General features: G+C 62.4%; 20 protein-coding genes. 6 read left to right on the top strand and 14 right to left on the bottom strand.

The genetic code is table 11. From position 1 onward, the window contains the following. Positions 1-12: 12 nt before the first annotated feature. The 10 genes from YH63_RS00375 to YH63_RS21750 form a co-directional block, all read right to left on the bottom strand. Positions 13-675, bottom strand: a complete 663-nt coding sequence (locus YH63_RS00375) for an ATP-binding cassette domain-containing protein (RefSeq protein ID WP_046829322.1) — start codon at positions 673-675, stop codon at positions 13-15. Then, the gene (locus YH63_RS00370; protein WP_046829323.1) at positions 672-1,421 is read right to left on the bottom strand and encodes an ABC transporter ATP-binding protein; all 750 of its coding nucleotides are present in this window, start codon (positions 1,419-1,421) and stop codon (positions 672-674) included. The genes YH63_RS00375 and YH63_RS00370 overlap by 4 nt, the downstream gene beginning before the upstream one ends. Then, positions 1,418-2,404 (bottom strand): branched-chain amino acid ABC transporter permease, encoded by a 987-nt coding sequence (locus YH63_RS00365; protein WP_046829324.1) that lies wholly within the window; start codon positions 2,402-2,404, stop codon positions 1,418-1,420. Before YH63_RS00365 ends, YH63_RS00370 begins: the two co-directional genes overlap by 4 nt. After that, the gene (locus YH63_RS00360) at positions 2,404-3,300 is read right to left on the bottom strand and encodes a branched-chain amino acid ABC transporter permease (protein ID WP_046829325.1); all 897 of its coding nucleotides are present in this window, start codon (positions 3,298-3,300) and stop codon (positions 2,404-2,406) included. The genes YH63_RS00365 and YH63_RS00360 overlap by 1 nt, the downstream gene beginning before the upstream one ends. A gap of 179 nt (positions 3,301-3,479) precedes the next feature. Continuing rightward, positions 3,480-4,781, bottom strand: a complete 1,302-nt coding sequence (locus YH63_RS00355; RefSeq protein ID WP_046829326.1) for an ABC transporter substrate-binding protein — start codon at positions 4,779-4,781, stop codon at positions 3,480-3,482. Positions 4,782-5,065: 284 nt separating this feature from the next. Then, positions 5,066-5,866 carry a FadR/GntR family transcriptional regulator gene (locus YH63_RS00350; RefSeq protein WP_046829327.1) on the bottom strand — a complete coding sequence of 267 codons (801 nt, stop codon included), beginning with the start codon at positions 5,864-5,866 and terminating at the stop codon, positions 5,066-5,068. Between the two features lie 166 nt (positions 5,867-6,032). Further along, a complete protein-coding gene (locus YH63_RS00345; RefSeq protein ID WP_046829328.1) occupies positions 6,033-6,827 on the bottom strand; it encodes a heme ABC transporter ATP-binding protein in 795 nt (264 codons plus the stop codon). Next, the gene (locus tag YH63_RS00340; protein ID WP_137325080.1) at positions 6,824-7,867 is read right to left on the bottom strand and encodes a FecCD family ABC transporter permease; all 1,044 of its coding nucleotides are present in this window, start codon (positions 7,865-7,867) and stop codon (positions 6,824-6,826) included. The genes YH63_RS00345 and YH63_RS00340 overlap by 4 nt, the downstream gene beginning before the upstream one ends. 53 nt (positions 7,868-7,920) lie before the next feature. After that, complete coding sequence (locus YH63_RS00335) at positions 7,921-8,913, bottom strand: heme/hemin ABC transporter substrate-binding protein (protein WP_137325079.1); 993 nt, start codon at positions 8,911-8,913, stop codon at positions 7,921-7,923. Next, the gene (locus YH63_RS21750; RefSeq protein ID WP_246657980.1) at positions 8,910-9,128 is read right to left on the bottom strand and encodes a hemin uptake protein HemP; all 219 of its coding nucleotides are present in this window, start codon (positions 9,126-9,128) and stop codon (positions 8,910-8,912) included. Before YH63_RS21750 ends, YH63_RS00335 begins: the two co-directional genes overlap by 4 nt. A 245-nt stretch (positions 9,129-9,373) precedes the next feature. Here YH63_RS21750 and YH63_RS00325 point away from each other — a divergent pair, with 245 nt between their 5' ends. From YH63_RS00325 to hutX, 3 genes are all read left to right on the top strand, one after another. Beyond that, entirely contained in the window at positions 9,374-11,743 is a 2,370-nt protein-coding gene (locus YH63_RS00325) for a TonB-dependent hemoglobin/transferrin/lactoferrin family receptor (protein WP_046829331.1), read from the top strand. A 159-nt stretch (positions 11,744-11,902) separates the two neighbouring features. Continuing rightward, positions 11,903-12,238 carry an antibiotic biosynthesis monooxygenase family protein gene (locus YH63_RS00320; RefSeq protein ID WP_046829332.1) on the top strand — a complete coding sequence of 112 codons (336 nt, stop codon included), beginning with the start codon at positions 11,903-11,905 and terminating at the stop codon, positions 12,236-12,238. Between the two features lie 11 nt (positions 12,239-12,249). After that, positions 12,250-12,750, top strand: coding sequence for a heme utilization cystosolic carrier protein HutX (gene hutX, locus YH63_RS00315; protein WP_046829333.1), 501 nt, complete (start codon positions 12,250-12,252; stop codon positions 12,748-12,750). A 181-nt stretch (positions 12,751-12,931) separates the two neighbouring features. On the opposite strand, the gene YH63_RS00310 is transcribed toward hutX, so the two are convergent. After that, entirely contained in the window at positions 12,932-16,144 is a 3,213-nt protein-coding gene (locus tag YH63_RS00310) for an efflux RND transporter permease subunit (protein ID WP_046829334.1), read from the bottom strand. A gap of 153 nt (positions 16,145-16,297) precedes the next feature. Further along, positions 16,298-17,479, bottom strand: a complete 1,182-nt coding sequence (locus YH63_RS00305; RefSeq protein ID WP_046829335.1) for an efflux RND transporter periplasmic adaptor subunit — start codon at positions 17,477-17,479, stop codon at positions 16,298-16,300. A gap of 226 nt (positions 17,480-17,705) precedes the next feature. On the opposite strand from YH63_RS00305, the gene YH63_RS00300 reads away from it, so the two are divergent. After that, entirely contained in the window at positions 17,706-18,305 is a 600-nt protein-coding gene (locus YH63_RS00300; protein WP_046829336.1) for a TetR/AcrR family transcriptional regulator, read from the top strand. A gap of 8 nt (positions 18,306-18,313) precedes the next feature. After that, a complete protein-coding gene (locus YH63_RS00295) occupies positions 18,314-18,652 on the top strand; it encodes a VOC family protein (protein ID WP_046829337.1) in 339 nt (112 codons plus the stop codon). Positions 18,653-18,798: 146 nt separating this feature from the next. On the opposite strand, the gene YH63_RS00290 is transcribed toward YH63_RS00295, so the two are convergent. Then, a complete protein-coding gene (locus YH63_RS00290) occupies positions 18,799-19,611 on the bottom strand; it encodes an HpcH/HpaI aldolase/citrate lyase family protein (RefSeq protein WP_046829338.1) in 813 nt (270 codons plus the stop codon). 193 nt (positions 19,612-19,804) lie between these two features. Here YH63_RS00290 and hemC point away from each other — a divergent pair, with 193 nt between their 5' ends. Beyond that, positions 19,805-20,770, top strand: a complete 966-nt coding sequence (gene hemC / locus YH63_RS00285) for a hydroxymethylbilane synthase (protein WP_046829339.1) — start codon at positions 19,805-19,807, stop codon at positions 20,768-20,770. A 206-nt stretch (positions 20,771-20,976) separates the two neighbouring features. On the opposite strand, the gene hemE is transcribed toward hemC, so the two are convergent. After that, positions 20,977-22,035 (bottom strand): uroporphyrinogen decarboxylase, encoded by a 1,059-nt coding sequence (gene hemE, locus YH63_RS00280; protein WP_083992683.1) that lies wholly within the window; start codon positions 22,033-22,035, stop codon positions 20,977-20,979. Between the last annotated feature and the right edge of the window lie 62 nt (positions 22,036-22,097).

Here is a 22,097-nt window from a genome sequence, read left to right as displayed (position 1 = left end):
TGTCCTGCAATGTCAGGCTGTAAGGTTGGCTCCGCGCTCGATCACGAATTCAGCATCGAACAAAGTATGCGAATGATTCAAATCGGATTGAGACATCAAGACAGTTAAACCTTTGCCCTTGAGCGAGGCAAGCACATCGGAGATGCGTTCGGACAGGGCAGGTGCGATCCCCTCGAATGGCTCATCGAGCAGCAGGCATTTTGTTCCGATGCCGAGCGCGCGGCCGAGCGCAACCAGCTTCTGTTGTCCGCCGGACAGCAGCAGCGCCTTGCGGTCGCGCATGGTGGTCAGTTCACCGATCACCTCGTAGACGAAGTCCAGCCGCGCCTTGCGATCGACATCCTTCGCGACCCACAGCGGCAGCAGGATGTTTTCTTCTACCGTCAGTTGAGGCACCAGTCCGCGATCTTCCGGCATGTAGCCGATGCCGAGACCGGCGCGGGCATGACGCGGCAGGGCGGCCAGGTCTTCGCCGCCGAAACGGATCGTACCGTGCTTGGGTGCGAGATGCCCCATGATCGAGCGCATCAGCGTGGTTTTGCCGGCGCCGTTGCGGCCGACGAGGCTGACCATGGCGCCCTCAGAAAGGTGCATGGTGAAGCCGCGCAGCGCGGGCATTGACTGGATCTCGACCGCGAGATTGTCGATATCAAGCAGCGGGCGGGCGGGGGTCATCGTGCGCCTCCTGTCACATAGCGGCGCACTTCGTTGTCTTTCAGCACGGTTGACGGCTCGCCGTCGGCCAGAATGCGACCGTTGTAGAAGGCGACCACGCGGTCGGAATATTTGCTGACGATGTCCATGTCGTGTTCGACGAAGACGATGGTAGCGGCTTCTTCCGACACGGCGTGAATGACGCGGTCCATCGTCGCGAATTTCTCCTCCGCAGAGACGCCGGAGGTCGGTTCATCCAGCAGCAGCAATTTCGGACGGCGCGCCAGCGCCATGGCGATATCGACCAGCTTGCGGACGCCGCCGGCCAGTTCGGCCACCGGGCGGTCCGCGTGGCCGGCCAGGCCGAAACGGTCGAGCAGTGCGACGGCCTTGTCGCGGCGGTCGCCGCTGTCCGCAGGGGCGGTCACCGAGAGCTTTCCGCCTTCCGCGCTGGAGACGGCAACGGTGAGATTTTCCGCCGCGGTGAGTTCGATGAAGAGCTGCGGAATCTGGAACGAGCGCGAAATCCCGAGCTTGGCGACATCGCGCGGGGAGCGCCGTCCGATCGGCGAGCCGTCAAGTTCGATCGCGCCGCTGTCGGGCTTCATGTAGCCCGTCACCATGTTCACGAACGTGGTCTTGCCCGCGCCGTTCGCGCCGATCAGGCAAAGCTTCTGGCCCGCTGGAATATCGATGCTGACGTTGTCGGCGGCGACCACCGCGCCGAAACGCTTCTGCAGTCCGCGGACGGAAAGGACGGGCTTCATGATGCCGCTCCTTTCCCGGCGATTGCCGGTTCCGGAGGCGCTTCCGTCGTGCGCTTCTTCCGATTCCAGAGCGATCCGATGCCGCGCGGCAGGAACAGGATAACCGCCAGCAGGAACAGGCCGAGCACGAGCTGCCATGTGTTCGGCAGGTAGAGATTGGAGAACGAGCGCACCAGTTCGAGCACAACAGCTGAAATGAACACCGCGGCGACGCTCTGCGTGCCCGCGAGCACCGCGATGAAGACGAATTCGCCGGATGTGGTCCAGTAGGCGAATTCCGGATCGATGTGTCGCTGGGCCATCAGGGCGAGGGCCCCGCTGGCGCCGGCGAATGTTGCCGCGATGATGAAATTGATGGTGACGATGCGGTTCGCGGAGGTGCCGAGATATTCGACACGAAGGTTGTTTTCACGCACTGCGAGGCTTGTCAGCCCGAACTGCGAGCGGAACAGGATCGTTGCGAAGATGCCCGCAAGGCCGGTGGCGACGACCGACACCGCGTAGAGCATGAAGTCCGCTTCGCGTGGATCGTTGAACACCGCGCCGAACAGGGTGGGGCGGCCCACGTTGAATCCGTCGGAGCCGCCAAGCACGGTGGTCTTGACCAGCGCACCGTAGAGCACCATCGACAGCGCCAGCGTCAGCATGCCGAAGAAGATGCCGGTGTAACGGGCAATGAGCGGGCCGATGATCAGGCCGAGCAGACCGCCGAACACCGCGCCGATCAGAACCTGCGCGACGGCATCCGTCAGGCCCCAGCTGTGGGCGATGAGAGCAACGCCATAGCCGCCTCCGGCATAGAACAGGCCTTGCCCGAACGAGACGTTGCCGGTGCGCGCCAGTACAACGATGCCGAGCGCGACCAGCGCCTTCGATGCGGCGACGGTGGCGAGCGACAGCGTCCACGCTGGAATCACGCGGCCGAACAGCACAGCGAGTACGACGAGGCCGAAAAGAACGAATGGATTTGTGGCGTATTTCATCAGATCCGCCTCGCGGTTTCACGGCGGAACAAGCCCTCGGGTCTGAACATCAGCACGGCAGCCATAATGAGATAGATCATGAACAATTCGGCCTGCGGCAGCAGATGGACCGACGCGGCACGCGCGAGGCCGACAAGGATGGCGCCGACGGCTGCGCCTTCAACGCTGCCGAGGCCGCCGATTACGACGATGGCGAAGCTGAGAATGATGATTTCGGAGCTCAGTCCCGGCTGCACCGAAATCTTCGGCGCGGTCAGTCCGCCGGCCAGTGCGGCGAGCATGACACCGAAGGCAAAGGCCAGCGCGTAGACCCGATTGATCTTCACGCCCATGCTGGCGCTCATCTCGGCATTGTGGATGACCGCCGTGACGATCTTGCCGGTGGTGGTGCGGTTGAGACCGAACCACACCGCGAAGCCGATGGCCGCCGACAGCGGAATCAGCATGAGATCGTAGCCGACGTAGAACAACCCGGCGAACTCGGCATTGCCGAACAGTTCATAAGGCTGGTTGGCGTAGATCGGATTGACGCCCCAGATCAATTTGGTCGCGTCTTCGAAGATCAGAAACACAGCATAGGTGACGAGGAGCAGCACGACTTCATCGCGGCCATAGAACAGCTTGATGAGTCCGCGCTCCATCAGCAGGCCGATTGCCGCGGCGATGAGGGCCACCGACACCAGCATCAGGATAAAGCCAAGGCCCGGAGGAACCTTATGCGCGGTGGCCATGGTGACGGCAGTCGCGGCGAGATAGGCGCCCAGCGCGTAGAAGCCGCCGTGGGCGATGTTGAGAATCTTGAGCACGCCGAAGACGAGGGTTAGCCCCAGCGCCACGACGAATAGCCACGATGCCTGGATCAGGCCGTCGAGTATGACCGTGAGAAAAGTGTTCATGTGTCTTTCGTGCCGCGATGCCGGGATCACCTCTCCCCGGTGGGGAGAGGTCGGCGCGTAGCGCCGGGTGAGGGGGATCGGTATCCGAGCAGAGGCATCAAGCGCCCCTCACCCCACCCTCTCCCCAACGGGGAGAGGGGGCGCATGGTGTTCGAGGCGACATGTGCGATCTGATCAGATTACTTGCACTTGTCGTTCTTCATTCCGCCCTTGATCCAGTCGATCGCCTTCACGCCCGGAGGCGGGTTAACGCATTCGGCTTCGAAGTTGACGATGTCGACCAGATCGACGCGCTTCTTCTCTGCGTTGTACTTGGTGCGGCTGAACGAGATCGGCTGGATGGCCTGATGACCGTCGCCGTTCTTCATCTGGATCAGGCCGCCTGGGCTCTGCCATTCGGAGCCGGTCATCGCAGCGACCAGTTCATCGGCGCTTGGCTTCTTGCCGCCGTTCTTGGCCATGGCCTTCTCGACCGCGTTCTTCACGCCGAGGATCGACTGCGTGACGCGATAGGCGGCCTGCACGGGATAGGCACCGTTGGCCTTTTCGTAGCCGCTGAAGAACCACTCGTTGAGCGGGGTCTTCGGCGACATCAGACCATAGGAGCCGCGTGCGCCGATGATGACGCCGTCGGGCATCTTGTCGCCGAGCGGCGGCAGGACGTGGTCAGCGGCGCTGAACACAAACTGGCTGCGCTTGGCGAGGCCGCGTGGCACCGATTGCAGGACGAAGGCCTGCAAATCGCCGCCCCAGAGGCTCGAATAGACGACATCAGATCCGGCCGACACCAGAGCAGAGACTTCGGTGCCATACTGGCCCGCGCCGAACTTCGGCAGCAGGTCCGCGCCGAGCTTCGCATTGGGGTAAAGCTGGGCCGCGGCCGCGACGAAGTCGGCCCGGCTGTCCTGGCCCCAGGCGTAATCCTGGTTGATGGCCGAGAACGTATCCATCTTGATGTTCTTCATCTTCATGTAACGGATGAGCCCGACGTTATCCTGGGTGGCGTGGGCGGCCGTACGGAAGACGTAGTTGTATTTGGCTTCCTCGAAGATGCGCGGCGTGCCGCAGTCGAACAGGAACAGCGGCTTCTTCAGCTCTTCCGCGATGGGCGCGACCGCGAGGCAGTCGCCGGATCCGATATAGCCGATGACGGCGTCGACATTGTCGCGCTGATAGAGGTTGCGCAGCTCTTGCACCTGTTTGGTCGCGCCGCCGTTCTCGTCGATGACGATGGGCTCGATCTTCATGCCGCCGAAGCCGGCTTTATTATAGGGAGCCGGTACGGCGCCCTTGTTCAATTCGCCGATGACGAATTCCGCAGCTTTGCCGGCGGGCACGCCAAAACTTTCGGCGGCGGGACCCGACAGGAAGGTGACGATGCCGACCTTGAAGGTTTCCTGTGCCAACGATGGGCCAGTGAGCGCCAGAAATGCGGCCGAACAGGCCGTCAACATGCCAAGGGTTCGCGTGAAGCGCTTCATATGTTCCTCCCGAATTGTCCGGTCGCGCCGGCTCTTTGTGTCCGCATCCGTTCGCCGGATGTCAGTGGTTCGATGACAGCTTAAGCGGGCTTTCGGCGCACGTCTATGATCCGGTTCTCGGGATGGTGCGACGAAAGCTTGCACTTCTAGCGGGTTGCAGAGGTCTTGCAGAATTTGCACAAGGTATTTGCAGTAACGCCAACCAGGACTGACACATTCCAGTCAGGCGGGTACGCGCATCGCGCGTTCGTGTGGCGAACCGGTTGCCGTGACGGATTGTTGCGTCACGCGACGCGCTTCTTCCTGAGCTTGCCGTTGACCGCCTGCTTGCCGGATGACGTTCGCGCCCGTCCGTATTTCTTCTTCGACAGCTTGAACTGGGTATAACCGAGCACTTGCTGCATTGCCGCGCGTGCCTTCTCAGCGTTGCCCTCGCCGATGGCGCGGGCCGCGATGGCGTGGTTCGGCAGATTTTCGTGAAACCAGCCCGGACTGCCGGTGGCGACCATGAAGACGGCGCTGAGAATGGTGTCGATGGCGCCGCGGAAACCCTGCAGCACCGGATTGTGCGTGGCGTCGATGATCGCCAGGTGGAATGCCTTGTCGGCGATGATGGCGGTCGGCACGTCGTGCGAGGCTTCCATTGCGGCGAGCGCCGTCATGATGCGCTTGCGATCCTTCGCTGTCGCGCGTTCGGCGGCGAGGGCGGCGGCAGCAGGCTCGATGATCAGGCGGACTTCCTGGAGCGCAAGCAGCAGGTCGCGATTCGGCTCTTCCTTGCTGATCAGCCAGCTCAACACGTCACGGTCGAGCAGGCTCCAGTCGCCGCGCGGCCGCACATGGGTGCCGTGGCGGGGCCGCACGCTGACCAGTCCCTTGGCGGCGAGCGTCTTGATCGCTTCGCGCACCACGCCGCGGCCGACGCCAAAACGGCTCTCGAGGTCGTGTTCCGGCGGCAGCGTCGCGCCGACCGGGATCAGATCCTGCGCGATCTCGCTGCCGAGCGTGCGCAGCACGGCCTGAATGCGGCCCGGCTTGATGAGCTTGCTGACTGGCTTTGGACGGGGTTTGGCGGGCGACTTCATTTGCCAAAGCTAGCACGCGGGCATTCACCGCGACAATCATCCGATGTTTAACATCAGATGGATCTTGGTTGCTGCGATGCAGGAGGTCTGACCAGTTCTGATGCGTGAAATAGCGCAAATGGCCTGAAATCGCAATCGGCAGCGCGTGCGCCGCCGCATTCGCGGATTATTGCATGCGCTGGAGCAGAACGTAGGGCTGGCCGTCCTCGGAGCCGATATTGGTCTCGACCTCGAAGACCTGTCTGATCATCTCGTTAGTGATCGTCTCGGTGGGGCTACCGTCAGCGGCGACCATTCCCTTGCGCAGAACGATAATGCGATCCGCGAACCGGACGGCGAGGTTGAGATCGTGCAGCACCGCGACCACGGCGGTGCCGGTGCGAGCCCGTTGTTTCGCTGTTTCAACAAGATTGATCTGGTGGCGCAGGTCGAGGCTGGATGTCGGCTCGTCGAGCAGGAGCACGCCGGGGCCATGGTCCGCTTCGCCGCAGGCCAGTTGCACCAGAACACGCGCGAAGTGGGCGCGCTGCTGTTCGCCGCCCGACAGCGTCGGCAATTCGCGGTGGCGGAACGGCGCGAGATCAAGTTCGGCAATGGCCGCATCGACCAGAGGGGTTGCGACGGTGCGGGGGCGATCGCCCGCGCCCATGGCCACGATTTCCTCGACGGTGAAGGGGAAGGAGACGTTGACATGCTGGGACAGCATGACGCGATGGTTCGCCAGCTCGCGCGAGGAGAACGAGGCGAGATCGCGGCCCTTGAGGCGAACGCCGCCACCGGTGCAGCGAAGATCGCCGGACAGCAGGCGCAGCAGCGTCGATTTGCCGGCGCCGTTCGGCCCGACGATGGCGACGGTCTCGCCGCCGCGAAGCTGCACGCTGACGTTATCGAGCAGCGTCGCCTGCCGCACTTTCATGCAGATCGCGTTGGCTTCGATCATGGCAGGGACCGGCGAGGTCATGATCCGATCAGCGCCCGCTGCCGCAACAGGATGAACAGGAAGAACGGCGCGCCGAGCACCGCGGTGAGAATTCCGATCGGCACTTCGGCCGGGGCCGCCAGCACGCGCGCAATGGTGTCGGCGAGAATGAGCAGAATGGCCCCGAGGCAGACCGAGGCGGGCAGCAGCATCCGGTGGCCGGGGCCGATCACGATCCGCAGCAGATGCGGAACGACGATGCCGACGAAGCCGACCACGCCGCAGATCGACACCGCAACGCCGGTCATCGCGGAAATCAGCACGATCGAGATTTTTTTCAACCGTTCGACATCCACACCGGTGTGAAACGCTTCCGCTTCTCCAAGCACCAGCACGTCGAGACCGCGGGCGATCAGCGGGATAGCCAGCAGCGCAAGCAGTGCGACCGGCGCAACCACCCCGGCTTTCGGCCAGGTCGCGCCGCTGAGCGAGCCGAGCAACCAGAAGGTGATGTCGCGCAACTGGCGGTCATCGGCGACGAACACCAGAAGCCCGATGCCGGCGTTGGCGATGGCCGCGATGGCGAGGCCGGCCAGCAGAAAGATCGCGACGGAGGTGCGGCCCTCGCGGCTGGCGATCTTGTAGAGGATCGTGGTGGTGATCAGCGAGCCTGCAAACGCCGCGACAGGCAGCAGTTCGAATTGCAGGAAGCGGAAGCTCGCGCCCCATGCGCTGTCGGAGATCACGATGGCGGACGCCGCTGCGAACGCGCCGCCGCTGGACACGCCAACCAGCGCCGGATCGGCGAGGGGATTGCGGAACAGTCCCTGCATGATGGCACCGGACAGGGCGAGAAGACCGCCGATCATGCCTGCGACGGCGATGCGCGGAATCCGGATCGACCACAGCACAAGTTCATCGCGCGCGAGCATGGCGGGATCGGCATGGCCGATGTTGAATCCCAGCGCAGCGGCAAGGCGGGGCAGCGGAATGCCTGCCGCGCCGACGGTGGTCGCCAGCAGCGCGACCGCGAAGACCCCGGCGATCAGAACGGCGTAAACAAGAATGGCCGAAGGCCGCATGGAAACACTTGGGGCGAGAGGGCGTGGCGTCGCGGACGCTGCTTCGGCCGTCGTCATTTATGGCAGTCGACGGTCAGCGTCGCCGGCTTCCATGTCGCGGCCTTGTCGGTGAGGTCGGGATAAAGCGACAGCGCGAGATCGCGGGCTGCAGCGGCGGTGCGCGGACCGAAGCCCAAGAGATAAAGTCCGTCCATCGCCACGAACGATTTCTTGGCGGCAGCCGGCGTCAGCGCAAACGACGGATTGGCGAACACGGTCTGGGCGTCGAGCTGCTCGCGGCCGCGCTGCATGGTCAGAATGACATCCGGCTTGGCGGCGACGATGGCTTCGTCATTGACCGGCTTGTAGCCCTCGAACCCGTCAACCGCGTTGACGCCGCCGGCGAGCTTGATGATCTCGTTTGCCGCCGTCTTGTGTCCTGCCACCATGGCGCGGCCGTTCAGGAACGACATCACAAACATCACGCGCGCGGGCTTCTTGACGTTGTCGCGCAGCTTCTTCAATTCGGCGAGATCGCCGCTGACCGCCGCGGTGAGGCACGCGCCGCGGGCGTCGGCGTCCATCGCATGCGCGACCATCTTGATCTTATCGATCAGGCCTTGCTCGGTGTAGGTCTCGGGAAACGACACGAACGGAATTTTCGCTGCGTCGAGAACTTCCAGCGTTTCCTTCGGGCCGGAGCCTTCGATGGCGAGGATCAGTTGCGGGTTGAGGCCGAGCACGCCCTCTGCGCTCAGTTGCCGCATGTAGCCGACGTTCGGCTTTTCGCCGAGCGCCTTCGGGGGGTAAAGACTCGTGGTGTCGACACCGACGATCCGGTCCTCGAGGCCGAGCGCATACAGAATTTCCGTGATCGCGCCGCCGATCGAGACGATGCGCGACCGGTTGCCTATGGCGACGTCGCGGCCACGGGCATCATGGACGACGATGCTTTCGGCGCGGGCGGCCGCGAACGGGACAGCGCTCACGCAAAGACCAGCGGCGAGGGCGAGCGTGACGCCGAGCAATACGCCGGTCGTTCGGGGTGCGGGCATTCTGCAGTTCATTTGGTCAGGATCAGCTTGTTTTGCGAGGTCAGCCGCAAGCGATAGGTTTCCTCGCCATGGGAGATGGTGATCTCGCGCGAGGACACGAACAGGTCACGGCTCTGGATACGGTTATCCGTCAAAGGGATCGATCGCTCAATTAGAGTCGTTCTAGATTGATCGCCGGCGTCTTTGCCCGACATGCCGTCGGGGTCTTGGGGAGAGCCAGCATTCATTCGTTTCGCGCGTCCTGTTTCGGAAAGTCTTGGTTGTTCTTAAGTTTGTCGGCGCGCGAATTCCAACACTCCAGTTTACAATAGATTTAAACTGGCCGTCGCTTGGCTTGACCCCGACGAAGCATTTTACGAAAAGTGGCAACACGTTGGCAGTGGCCAACGGATTCCAAGACAGCCAGCCAGCCGCCTCCGGGCGATGCCCGCCAGCCGCATCACAAAAAGCATCAAGAAGATTTGGGGCTGTCATGTCGGGGCTGAACGCGCGTGCGTGCGCGCTGTTACTATCTGTATCTGTTGTTACGCTGGGAGCGGTGGTTGCCGCTGGGCCAGTGTATGCGCAATCCAGCCAGGTTGCTCAAACGGCTAAGCCTAAGCCGATCAAGCGCAAGCGCGCCGGGGCACCGATGGCGGAAGTGCCTGTGCCGCAGGCGAATCTGATGAACGCGAACGCCCAGATCGGACAGCCGGTTTATCAATCACTCGACGAGATCACAGTTGCCGCCACGAAGACCCAGGAGCGCGCGATCGATGCGCTGGCGCCGGTCAGCGTCGTGACGCTGGAGCAGATCCAGGGGCGTCAGGCCTCGCGCGTTGGCGACTTGATCTACAATATACCCGGCGTCTGGCTGCAGGATCGTGGTGACGATCCATCGACCGCGATCAACATCCGCGGCTTGCAGGATTTCGGCCGCGTTGCGGTGGTGGTCGATGGCGCGCGTCAGAATTACCAGCGTACCGGCCACAACTCGAATGGCTCGTTCTTCCTGAATCCCGAATTGATCGGCGGCATCGACATCGTGCGCGGTCCGACCGCCAATATCTATGGCTCGGGCGCCATCGGCGGCGTGGCCTCATTCCGCACCAAGGACATTCAGGACGTGGTGCGCCCCGGCGAGCGCTGGGGCGTCGATACCAACACGGTGTTCGGTACCAACAGCGGCCGCGCGCTCGGATCGATCTTCGGCGGCGTGCACGTCAATCCGAACGTCGATGTGTTCGCAGGCGGTACCTACTCGACGCAGAACAACTACAAGGATGGTCTCGGCGTCACCGTCGAGAACACCGCGCAGCGGCTCTCGAGCGGTATTGCAAAACTGACCGTGCGTCCTGCGGATGGGCACGAGATCAAGCTCGGCGGCATCTTCCAGGAAGATCTCTTCAATGTTGGTCAGCCACGACGGCCCTTGGGGCAGCCTTTCGCGCAGCCAGGAGCGGCGGGCAACGGCACATCGGTCTATGCGACCAACCTGAAGAACTACACCACCACACTTGGCTGGAAGTACTCGCGGCCCGACGACCAGATTTTCGACTGGGACGCCAAGATCTACTGGAATCGGACCGATAGCCAGCAGGTCAAGACCCTGCACAACTCGACAGCGGCGACCGGCAATTGCATCGGCGGTCGGCCGGGCAACAGCATCACCGGCTGCGTTGGCGATCAGCGTGGCTATCTGATCGACACCTTTGGATTCGATGTCCATAATACATCGCGTTTTGAGACCGGTGATTGGCGCCACGCCGTCACTTACGGTGGCGACGGCTTCCGCGACGACGTTTCGACCTTCGACAAGAGCGGCAATTCCAACAAGACCACCCCCGGCGGCGAACGCACAGTCACCGGCGCTTTCGTCCAGTGGAAGACCAACTACTCCTCGCTGTTCGAAATGGTCAGCGCGATTCGATACGACAACTATCAGCTCAGTTCATCGGCAGCTTCCGCCAGCGGCGACCGCTTCTCGCCGAAGATCACGATCGGACTTTTGCCTGCGAGCGTCGTGACGCCGTATGTCAGCTACGCAGAGGGCTATCGTGCACCGTCGATCACCGAAACACTGGTGGATAGCGCCCACGTCGCAACCGGTGCCGGGCAGGGTGACTTTTCGATCTGCCCGGACGGCACGCGCGGCTTCTTCTGCTTCCTGCCGAATCCCAATCTGCGTCCCGAGGTAGGCAAGACCAAGGAAATCGGCGTCAACATCAAGAAGAATGATCTGTTCAGGGCCGGCGACAGTTTCCGCGGTAAGCTGAATCTCTTCCGCAACGATGTCGACGACTATATCGACAGCTTTCAGCTCACCGGACCTCCGTTCAATTCGTTCCCGCCGATTCCGGGGCTGTTTCCGACCACGTATCTTCAGTATCAGAACATCGCGCACGCCCGGATCCAGGGTTTCGAAGCCGAAACGATGTACGACGCCAACGACTACTTCGTAGGCGTGTCGCTGACGCTGCAGGAAGGCAAGAACACCAAGACCAATATCGGCCTCTACAGCATCCAGCCGCAGAAGGTGACGACGACGGCAGGCCTGCGCTTCCTCGACAATCAGGTAATACTGTCGGCGATGTGGACGTCGGTGAAGAGCAACACCGATATTCCGGTCACGTATCTGCCGGGCACATCCTACGACCTGGTCAACCTGTATCTGCAAGTGAGACCGACAAAGGACTTCGCTCTGAACTTCTCGGTCGAGAATCTCCTCAACCAGTACTACCGGCCTTACGCCATTCCGCGCGCCGCCGACTTCACGTCGCCACAGAATGACGTGCTGTGGGCCAGCGCCGGCGCGGGCATCGTCTACAAGGCTGGGCTACGTTACCACTTCGGAGGGACCTGAACGCCGAGCGTTCAATAACCTCGCTTCAAAAGCGAACAGGCTTATGCCGCGCAGAGAGTTTCTGCGCGGCATGTTGCGTTGAATCGCTCAAGGATGTGGGTTAGGCCCCTTTGATAAACCGCCCGATGCCTTTAAGGTAAGACAAACAGGAGAAGACCAATGTTTATTGCTATGAACCGTTTCCAGGTGAAGACCGGCTCCGAACAGGCGTTCGAGACCGTATGGGCGACGCGCGAGTCGTATCTCAGCGAGCTGGCGGGCTTCATCGAGTTTCACCTGCTGCGCGGCCCGGTGGCCGAGGATCACACGCTGTATTCGACGCACACGTTGTGGGCCGACAAGGCCTCGTTCGAGGCCTGGACCAAGTCCGAGCAGTTTCGCAAGGCGCATGCCCGCGCCGACAACCAGACCGGCCCGAGCCTCTACCTCGGGCATCCGAAGTTCGAAGGCTTCGACATCATCCAGAGCGAGCGCAAGACCAGCGCCGCGGCTTGAGAGGGCAGTCCATGCTGAGCACCGATCTGGCCGATCTCAAGAAGCATATGGCGGAGAACCCCGGCGGCGTCATCGAAGACGTCGCGCGGGAGAAGAACGTCACGGCGCGCGCCGTGATCGAGGCGTTGCCCGAGGAGATGCGCAGCTTCGCGCCGGGCTCCGCGTTCGTGGCCGCGATGCAGGACATTGCGACATGGGGCGAGGTGACGCTGATCATCCATACCGAGGACGGCATCTTCGAAGTCACCGAGCCTGTCGGCGGCGGTGAGATCGGACGCGGCTACTACAACATCATGAAGCCCAAGGGCATGCACGGCCATCTGCGGCATGAGCGCTGCGGCGGGATCGCCTTCGTCGAGCGCCCGTTCATGGGCAAGTCGTCGGCCTTCGCGGCGTTCCTCAACGTCGATGGCGGCGTGATGTTCAAGGTCTTCGTCGGCCGCGACGAGAACCGGGCGCTCAAGACCGATCAGCTCGAGAAATTTCGCGCGCTGGCGAAGACATTGGGCTAACGGTCTTCGCTGTTCTGATTGCAAAAATGGCCGGGGTTTCCCCGGCCATTTTCTTTTGCAGAAGTTGCGACCGAAGCAATCCAGCCTTTGGAGGGGCAAGGACCGGATTGCTTCGTGTCGCGGGCGCATCGCTGTCACGGGCAATGCAGCTGTGCGCCATCTCGTGGCCCGCGCGAGCGGGCTATTCGGCCGCATCCTTCAGCGCATGCGGTGCGTGTGCGGCGGCGACGGGCTCGATCGAGCTTGCGCCGTGCTGGGCCAGCGGCTTGTTGCCGGTGACGCCACGCAGCAGCACGTAGAACACCGGCGTGAAGAAGATGCCGAACGCCGTGACGCCGATCATGCCGGAGAACACCGCGATGCCCATGGCGTGACGCATCTCCGCGCCGGCGCCGACCGATGTTACCAGCGGCACCACGCCCATGATGAAGGCGATCGACGTCATCAGGATCGGCCGCAGCCGCAAGCGGCTGGCCTCGATCGCCGCCGCAATCGGCGTGCGTCCGGCAAATTCAAGTTCGCGTGCGAACTCCACGATCAGAATCGCGTTCTTGGCCGACAACCCGACCAGAACGAACAGGCCGATCTGGGTGAAGATGTTGTTGTCGTTGCCGGTGATCCAGACCCCGAACATCGCGGCCAGCAGCGACATCGGCACGATCATGATGATCGCCAGCGGCAGCATCAGGCTTTCGTACTGCGCAGCGAGCACGAGGAACACCAGCAGCATCACGATCGGGAAGATGTAGAGCGAGGTGTTACCCGCGATGATCTCCTGATAGGTCAGGTCCGTCCACTCAAAGCCGATGCCCTTGGGCAGCGTCTCGCTGGCGATACGCGCGACCGCGGCTTGCGATTGGCCGGTGGAATAGCCAGGCGCGGTATCGCCGTTGATATCGGCGGCGAGGAAGCCGTTATAGCGCATCGCGCTTTCGGGGCCGGCGGTGGATTGCAGCCGCAGCAGCACCGACAGCGGAATCATATCGCCGGTCGTCGAGCGCACCTTTAACTGGCCGACATCTTCCGGCCGCGCGCGGAATTTGCCGTCGGCCTGCACGCGCACCGAATAGACGCGGCCGAATTTGTTGAAGTCGTTGACGTAGTACGAGCCGAGGTAAACCTGCAGGGTCTCGAAGATGCTGGTGATCGGCACGTTGAGCTGGCGCGCGCGGGTGCGATCGATGTCCGCATAAAGCTGCGGCACGTCCACCTTGTAACTCGAGAACAATCCGGTGAGCTCCGGCGCCTGTGCCGCTTTGGCGAGGAAGGCCTTCTTGGCGTCGTCCAGCGCCTCATAACCCAGCCCCGCTTGATCTTCGAGCTGCAGCTTGAAACCGCCGGTGGTGCCGAGGCCGTCAACCGGCGGCGGCGGGAGCATGGCCACGAAGGCGTCCTGAATGACAGTATATTTCTTATTCAACTCGGCCGCGATCGCGGTGGCGCTCAACGAAGGATCCTTGCGCTCGCCGAATGGCTTGAGCGTCGAGAATACGATGCCGGCGCTCGACGAGTTGGTGAAGCCGTTGATCGACAGGCCCGGAAACGCCACGGCGCTCTCGACACCGGGCTGCTGCATGGCGATTGCCGACATTTGCCGCATGATCTCTTCGGTGCGGTCGAGCGTGGCGCCTTCCTGAAGCTGGGCAAACCCGATCAGATATTGCTTGTCCTGCAGCGGCACGAATCCGCCGGGCACGACCCTGAACAGGACGGCCGTGACGCCGATCAAGACCAGATAGACGCCCATGACGGCGGCCTTGCGCGAGATGACCCGCTTGACGCCGCCACTATAGGAATCCGAGGCTTTCAGAAAGACGCTGTTGAATCGCCGGAAGAAGCCGCCGAAGATCTTGTCCATGCCGCGGCTGAGCGCATCCTTCGGCTGATCGTGACCCTTCAACAGAAGGGCCGCGAGCGCCGGCGACAGCGTGAGCGAGTTGATCGCGGAAATCACTGTCGAGATCGCGATGGTCATGGCGAATTGCTTGTAGAACTGGCCGGTCAGGCCGCTGATGAAGCCAAGCGGCACGAACACCGCCACCAGCACCAGGGCAATGGCGATAATCGGGCCCGACACCTCGTTCATGGCGCGATAGGTCGCATCGCGCGGCGACAAGCCTTCCTCGATGTTGCGCTCGACGTTCTCCACCACGACGATAGCGTCGTCGACCACGATTCCGATCGCCAGCACCAGGCCGAACAGGCTCAGCGCATTGATGGAATAGCCGAACAGCAGGAGCACCGCGAAGGTGCCGATGATCGAGACCGGCACCGAGATCAGGGGGATGATCGAAGCGCGCCAGGTCTGCAGGAACAGGATGACGACCAGCACCACCAGCGCGATCGCTTCCAGCAGGGTGTGGATTACGGCTTCGATCGAGGCGCGGATGAATCGCGTCGGATCGTAAGCGATGCGGTAATCGACACCCTCGGGCATGTTCTGCTTGATCTGCGTCATCACCGCGTGGACTTCGTCGGCGATGGCGAGCGCGTTGGCGCCGGGGGATTGGAAGATGCCGATGCCGACAGCGGATTTATTGTCGATCTGCGAACGCAGCGCATATTCAGAGGCGCCAAGCTCGATCCGCGCAACGTCGCGCAGGCGAGTGATTTCACCGTTCTGACCCGTCTTGATGACGATGTCGCCGAATTCCTGCTCGTCCTTCAGGCGGCCCTGCGCATTGAGCGGCATCTGCAGGGTGATGTCCGTGGAGTTCGGCGCGCCGCCGACCGTACCCGCCGCGGCCTCGACATTCTGGGCCTGGATTTCGCGGGTGATGTCGCCGGGCGAGAGACCAAGCTCGGCGACCTTTTGCGAATCGAGCCACACGCGCATCGCATAATCGCCGGCGCCCCAGATTTGCACCTGGCCGACGCCACGAATGCGGGCGAGGCGATCCTTGACGTTGATCACGCCGAAGTTGCGCAGATAAGTGGTGTCGTAGCGATCGTTCGGCGACAACAGATGCACCACCAGCGTGATGTTCGGCGAGCTCTTCACCGTGGTGATGCCGAGCTGGCGCGTCACCGCCGGCAGCCGCGACTCCGCCTGCGAGACCCGGTTCTGAACCATCTGCTGCGCGAGGTCGGGATTGGTGCCGAGGCGGAAGGTGACGTTGAGGGTCAACACGCCGTCGGTCGTCGCCTGGCTGTTCATATAGAGCATGTTTTCGACGCCGTTGATCTGCTCCTCGAGCGGCGTCGCGACCGATTCGATAATCACCTTGGGGTTGGCGCCGGGATAGAGCGCGCGCACGGTCACGATGGGCGGCGCAACTTCCGGATATTCGGAGATCGGCAGTGCGGGGAGCGACAGCAGACCCGCAAGCAGGATCAGCGCCGACAGCACACCGGCGAAAATCGGCCGGTCGATGAAAAATCTCGAGATATTCATGACGTCATCTCATTATTGGTATTGTTGCGTCGGTCGCCCGATATCGTCATTGCGAGGAGCATTCGCGACGAAGCAATCCAGTCTTCTCTTTTCAGCGATGGATTGCTTCGCTTCGCTCGCAATGACGTTGTTGATGTATTTCCCGGAGGCCGTTCAGTTGGTGTCCATCGCCACGACTTCAGGCGCGACAGGTGCGCCGGGGCGAATGCGCTGCAAGCCCTTGACCACGATCTGCTCGCCCGGCTTCAGGCCGGCCGTGACCACGCGCAGGCCGTCAACGGCGACGCCAAGCGAGACTTCGCGATACTCGGCCTTGTTCTCCTTGTTCACGACCATCACGTACTTTTTGTTCTGGTCGGTGCCGACGGCGCGTTCGTTGATCATCATCGCGCGTTCGGTTTTGGGCTTGCCCATCTGCAGGCGGACGAACTGTCCGGGGATCAGGCGGCCATCCTTGTTGTCGAAGATGGCGCGGACCCGCACCGTGCCGCTGCGCGCATCGACCTGATTGTCGATCAACTGCATGTGGCCTTCGAACGGCAGGCCGTTGCTGGTCGCGGTGCCCATCTTGACGGGGATGCGGCCGGTCTTCGATGCCGCATCGTCTTTGCCGAGCGAGTCGAGCGCACGCAGCACGATCTGTTCGTCGGCGTTGAAGCTGGCATAGATCGGCGTCGTCGAGACGATGGTGGTCAGCAGCGGCGAACCGGGACCGGCGGCGATCAGGTTGCCGACGGTGATCTCGCGCTTGCCGACCCGGCCCGTCACAGGCGCGCGGACTTCGGTGTAGCCGAGGTTGAGCTGCGCGGTCTTGAGGGTGGCCTGTGCTGCCTTGAGGTTTGCTTCCGCCTCGCGATAAGCGTTGATGCGGTTGTCCTGATCGCGCTGCGAGATAGTCTGCGATCCGCTCAGTTGCTGGCCGCGTTCATAATCGCTCTTGGTGAAGACGAGACGAGCCTGCGCAGCGGCGACCTGAGCGTCCGCGCGGGCGACCTCGGCGGCGTAGAGCGCGGGATCGATCACGACGAGAACATCGTCCTTCTGAACCAGCGCGCCTTCGCGGAAACGGATTTCCTGGATCGCGCCGGCGACACGCGAGCGGACTTCCACCTGCTCGATGGCTTCCAGCCGGCCCGAGAATTCGTCCCAGATCGCGGTTTCTCGCTCGGCGACACTGGCGACGGAGACGGGAGTTGCGGGCGGTGTGGCCGCGGCGGCGGAATCAGCCCTGGCCCGATTGTTCGAGGCCGTAAAGACCAGGGTTCCCGCAGTCGCCAGAATTGCCAGACCGATGCCGGCGCCAATCAGGCTTGTTCTTTTTGAAAGGCTTTTCATCACGAGCTTCCCATTTCATTGCATCCGCGCCGAAACGCGAAATGCTGTAATTTCAATACGTTGCTGGGGAGATCGTGATCGCTGGAGAATAAAAGTTCCGATTTGCCCCGCGTCGCGATGCAATATTGCTGCATCGCAACTGTAACGTTCGGTATAAATGGGACTTGGACTTTCTCCGTCAAGGGACATATCTAACGAAAGGTACAAATTCAGAAAGGTTCTTACCGTGGCCATGGGACGCCCCCGTGAATTCGATCTCGATCAGGCTTTGGAAAACGCCCTGCACGTTTTCTGGGAGAAGGGATACGAGGGCGCGTCGATGACCGATCTGACGGAGGCGATGGGCATCACCAAGCCGTCGCTCTATGCCGCGTTCGGCAACAAGGAAGAATTATTCCGCAAGGCGTTCGACGCGTATGCCGATGGCCCCGCCGGTTACACCAAGCTGGCGCTGCAGCAGCCGACGGCGCGCGCGGTGATCGAGCATCTTCTCTATGGAGAAGTCGATGCCGTGACCGATCCGGATTGTCCGGCAGGATGTCTGTCCATCAACGGCGCGCTGACCTGCGGAGACGCCGCGGAGTCGATCAAGCAGGAGCTGGTCGCGCGGCGCGCGAAGTTTGAAAGCGATCTGCGCGAGCGCTTCGAGCAGGCGCGGTCCGATGGCGATCTTCCCGCGCACGCGGATGCGGAGGTGCTGGCGCGCTATGCCTCCACCATCGCACAAGGAATAGCAGTCCAGGCGGTCGGAGGAGCCAAGCGCGACGAACTCAAGAAGATCGTCGAGGTGGTTCTGATGACCTGGCCGCCGGTCGCGGCGCAATAGAGGCAATCATGACCGACAAGATCGACTATATCGAATTTCCCAGCACCGACCGTGCGCGCACCAGCGCGTTTTTTCAGGCGGCTTTCGGCTGGGGCATTGTCAGCTACGGTCCGACCTATGACGCGCTCACTGGCGCGGGAATTGATGGCGGTATCGATCAGGCGCCCGAGAGGGTATCAGCACCGCTCGCCGTGGTGCGGACCGCGGATATCGACGATGCCGAACGGCGCGTGATCGCCGCCGGCGGCACAATCACCAAGCCGCAGTTCGATTTTCCCGGCGGGCGGCGGTTTCATTTCCGCGAACCTGGCGGAAATGAAATAGCGGTGTGGATCGCGCGCGATTAGCGAGAGCTTGCTGGAAGCTTCCTCTTCGTCATTGCGAGGAGCAAAGCGACGAAGCAATCCAGTCCTTGCTTTCTTCTATCAGAAGACTGGATTGCTTCGCTTCGCTCGCAATGACGGTGTGTAAGCTGAAGTCTCCACGTTATCGGCTACCCCCCAGCCGCATCGCTGGCCTTTGCCGCGGCGAGAATGCGCTGTGCCCGAAGCCGAACCGGCGCATCGACCATCATGCCGTCGACCGACACGGCGCCATCGCCTGAATTCGAGATTCGAATCGCCCATTCGATGTCTTTTTGCGATGGCCGGAACCCCTTGAGTGTCGGGGCGATCTGCTTCGGGTGAATGCAGAGCTTGCCGCCGAAACCCATCATTGCCGCATAACGCGCGTCATCCTCGACCAGTGCAGGATCATCGAACGATGGCGTCACGCCTTCGAGCGGTGACGGCAACTGTGCAAGTCTTGACGCCAGCACGATCTCGGAGCGCGCCATCAGCAACGCGTCGTGGTCCATGCTGCAGCCGACATCGGCGCTGAAGTCGATATAGCCGAACGCGAGCCGGTCGGAGTGACGGGCGACCTCGCGGACGCCTGCGACGCCGTGCGCCGATTCGATCAGCGAAATCACCGGCAGATCACCCAGCACGGCGCGCACGCTTTCCAGATGTCCCGCGGTCTCTGCCTTCGGCAGCATGATCCCTGCAATGCCGAGGCCCTTCATCGCCACAATGTCAGCCTCATGCCAGCGCGTTCCGAAAGCGTTGACGCGGACGATCGAATTCGGGGGCAGGGAGGCCGCAACCAGCGTCGCGCGGGCGGCGTCCTTCTCGTTCGCGGCCACCGCATCCTCAAGATCGATGATCACGCCGTCCGCGCCGGACCCTGCTGCCTTGAAATAACGGTCGGGCCGGGTGGCGGGAACGAACAGGGGCGCGAGGAAGCCGATGGACGGGGAAGATGTCATTCAGGGGACTCTTTTGATTGCGCAGGACGCGGGATTTAGGCTGTTTAAGCGCGGACCGGAAGCTGATGCAACCGCGATAGGTTCTTCAATGCGTTTGCATTAGGGGGACGGTCCGCCGTATGTTTCGGCCCGAAAGAACGTGATTTACGGACGACATCAAGCCGGTGACGGAGCAAACGTGGCAGCAATTTCCATGCGTATCGGAACGCGCAAAAGTACGATGGCGCTTGCGCAGACCGGGGAAATTGCACGCCAGCTCGAAGCTGCCGCGCCGGATCTGAACGTCGAGATCGTCAAGTTCGAGACGCGCGGCGATCAGGATCAGGTCGGCTTGCTGCTGCCGCATGGCGGCAAAGGCGGCGCGTTTGTTGCCGAAATCCGCGCAGCCGTGATCGCAGGAAAACTGCACGCGGCGATGCATTCGCTGAAGGACATGCCGGGCAACGAGGACACGCCCGGCCTTGTGATCGGTGCGACGCTGTCGCGCGATCCGCCGACCGATGCGCTGGTGCTGCGCGCAGGCGTCACGTTCGACGATCTGAAGCGCACCAAGGGCAAGGGCTTCAAGATCGGGACCAACGCTGTGCGGCGTGCGGCGTATGCGCGGCGGCTGTTTCCGGAGATCGAAGTGATTCACTTTCGCGGCGCGGCCGATACGCGGGTGCGCAAACTCGACAATGGCGAGATGCAGCGGCTCGCAGAAGGCGGCGAAGTCGGTCCTGCCGATGCGCTGATCATGGCGCGTTCGGGGTTGGAGCGCGTCGGGCTTGCAAGCCGCATCGCCCACGAATTCGCTGCGCGGGAAATGCTGCCGGCGGCGGGGCAGGGCATCGTCGCGGTGGAATGTGCAGTGAACGATTGGCGCACACGGCAGTATCTCGCGCTGATCGATGATCCGGTGGCGCATCTGTGCGCCGATGCGGAGCGCGAGGTGCTGTGGGTGCTCAACGGCCACTGCAATTCGCCGATCGCGGGATTTTCGACGATCGACGGCCGCGAGATGTCGCTGACTGCTTCGGTGCTTGATCTGGAAGGCGATCAGTTGCTCGAAGCGACGCGCACCGGCCCGGCCGACAAGCCGCGCGAGCTTGGCCGGGCGGTGGCATTTGATCTGCTGGCGAAGGGGGCTGCTGCGATCATCGAGCGATCGAGGCCGTAGATCTAGACTAATTCGCAGTGATGCGCGGTCGTTGACCCCCCACCCCGGCGCTACGCGCCGACCCTCCCCACAAGGGGGGAGGGATGAAAAAGACCGACGTATCCCGCGAACTTATCCCTCCCCTGAATGGGGAGGGTGGCTGACCGAAAGGTCAGCCGGGTGGGGTGATCCTTGCACGTAACAAGGAGCAGGAAACGAACTACCCCTTATAAGTTATAAGCCCGCACGCGCCTCAGCATCTGCTCGACATGGGCGATGGGCGTCTCCGGCTGGATGCCGTGACCGAGATTGAAGATGTATCGGCCACCTGCGTAGTTCGCCAGCGCATCATCGACCGCGCGATCCAGCGCATCGCCGCCTGCGATCAAGGCCAGCGGATCGAGATTGCCCTGCACAGCAACGTGGTTCTGCACGCGCTCGCGGATCAGTGACGGCTCCGCCGCCCAGTCGATGCTGACGCCATCGACGCCGGTGCGGCCGACATACAGCGGCAGCTGTGCGCCCGCGCCGCGCGGAAAGCCGATGATCTTCGCGTGCGGAGCTTTCGCACGAACGCCTTCGACGATCCGCCGTGTCGGCTCAACCGACCAGCGCTGAAATTCGCGCGGCGGCAGGATGCCTGCCCATGTGTCGAAGATCTGCAACGCGTCGGCGCCGGCTTTGAGCTGTCCCAGTAGATACTCAATGGAATTCTCGACCAGCACGTCGATGATTTTTGCAAACGCATCCGGCTCGCGGTAGGCGAGCATCCGCGCCGGCGCCTGATCCGGCGTGCCTTGCCCGGCGACCATGTAGGTCGCAACGGTCCACGGCGCACCGCAGAAACCGATCAGCGCAACTTTCGGATCGAGTTCGGCGCGGACACGGCGCAGTGCTTCGAAGACGGGTTCGAGTTTGGTGAAGTCGGCAGCCGTCGTCAGCGTCGCGATCTTCTCCGGCGTATCGAGCGGATCGAGTCGCGGGCCTTCGCCAACCTCGAAGCGCACCGAACGTCCGAGGGCATGCGGGATCACCAGAATGTCCGAGAAGATGATCGCGGCGTCGAAACCGAAGCGCCGGATCGGCTGCAGTGTCACCTCGGCCGCCCATTCGGGATTGAAGCACAGGTCGAGAAAGCCGCCCGCCTTCGCGCGCAGCTCGCGGTACTCAGGAAGATAACGGCCTGCCTGCCGCATCATCCACACCGGCGGCACGCTCTGCCTGCGGCCAGAGAGGACTTCCATGAACGGCTTGACGGCGGGGGACTGGCTCAAACGAAATTCCATTGGCTGAAGATAGGCTTATCTGCGGCCCTGATACACGCTGCCTCCGGTTTTGGCCACCGGTT

Origin of the sequence: Afipia massiliensis (genome assembly GCF_001006325.2) — a bacterium.
Classification (GTDB): domain Bacteria; phylum Pseudomonadota; class Alphaproteobacteria; order Rhizobiales; family Xanthobacteraceae; genus Afipia; species Afipia massiliensis_A.
Note: the sequence above shows the minus strand (reverse complement) of the source record. Positions and strands in the feature narration are given on the sequence as shown.

Coding starts and splice junctions, on each gene's coding strand:
- YH63_RS00370 (WP_046829323.1), bottom strand. CDS start 1,421: ATGAAGCCCGTCCTTTCCGTCCGCGGACTGCAGAAGCGTTTCGGCGCG.
- hemC (WP_046829339.1), top strand. CDS start 19,805: ATGCGTATCGGAACGCGCAAAAGTACGATGGCGCTTGCGCAGACCGGG.
- YH63_RS00305 (WP_046829335.1), bottom strand. CDS start 17,479: ATGAAAAGCCTTTCAAAAAGAACAAGCCTGATTGGCGCCGGCATCGGT.
- YH63_RS00375 (WP_046829322.1), bottom strand. CDS start 675: ATGACCCCCGCCCGCCCGCTGCTTGATATCGACAATCTCGCGGTCGAG.
- YH63_RS00325 (WP_046829331.1), top strand. CDS start 9,374: ATGTCGGGGCTGAACGCGCGTGCGTGCGCGCTGTTACTATCTGTATCT.
- YH63_RS00345 (WP_046829328.1), bottom strand. CDS start 6,827: ATGACCTCGCCGGTCCCTGCCATGATCGAAGCCAACGCGATCTGCATG.
- YH63_RS00350 (WP_046829327.1), bottom strand. CDS start 5,866: ATGAAGTCGCCCGCCAAACCCCGTCCAAAGCCAGTCAGCAAGCTCATC.
- YH63_RS00365 (WP_046829324.1), bottom strand. CDS start 2,404: ATGAAATACGCCACAAATCCATTCGTTCTTTTCGGCCTCGTCGTACTC.
- hemE (WP_083992683.1), bottom strand. CDS start 22,035: ATGGAATTTCGTTTGAGCCAGTCCCCCGCCGTCAAGCCGTTCATGGAA.
- YH63_RS21750 (WP_246657980.1), bottom strand. CDS start 9,128: ATGAATGCTGGCTCTCCCCAAGACCCCGACGGCATGTCGGGCAAAGAC.
- hutX (WP_046829333.1), top strand. CDS start 12,250: ATGCTGAGCACCGATCTGGCCGATCTCAAGAAGCATATGGCGGAGAAC.
- YH63_RS00295 (WP_046829337.1), top strand. CDS start 18,314: ATGACCGACAAGATCGACTATATCGAATTTCCCAGCACCGACCGTGCG.
- YH63_RS00290 (WP_046829338.1), bottom strand. CDS start 19,611: ATGACATCTTCCCCGTCCATCGGCTTCCTCGCGCCCCTGTTCGTTCCC.
- YH63_RS00320 (WP_046829332.1), top strand. CDS start 11,903: ATGTTTATTGCTATGAACCGTTTCCAGGTGAAGACCGGCTCCGAACAG.
- YH63_RS00310 (WP_046829334.1), bottom strand. CDS start 16,144: ATGAATATCTCGAGATTTTTCATCGACCGGCCGATTTTCGCCGGTGTG.
- YH63_RS00335 (WP_137325079.1), bottom strand. CDS start 8,913: ATGAACTGCAGAATGCCCGCACCCCGAACGACCGGCGTATTGCTCGGC.
- YH63_RS00355 (WP_046829326.1), bottom strand. CDS start 4,781: ATGAAGCGCTTCACGCGAACCCTTGGCATGTTGACGGCCTGTTCGGCC.
- YH63_RS00360 (WP_046829325.1), bottom strand. CDS start 3,300: ATGAACACTTTTCTCACGGTCATACTCGACGGCCTGATCCAGGCATCG.
- YH63_RS00340 (WP_137325080.1), bottom strand. CDS start 7,867: ATGCGGCCTTCGGCCATTCTTGTTTACGCCGTTCTGATCGCCGGGGTC.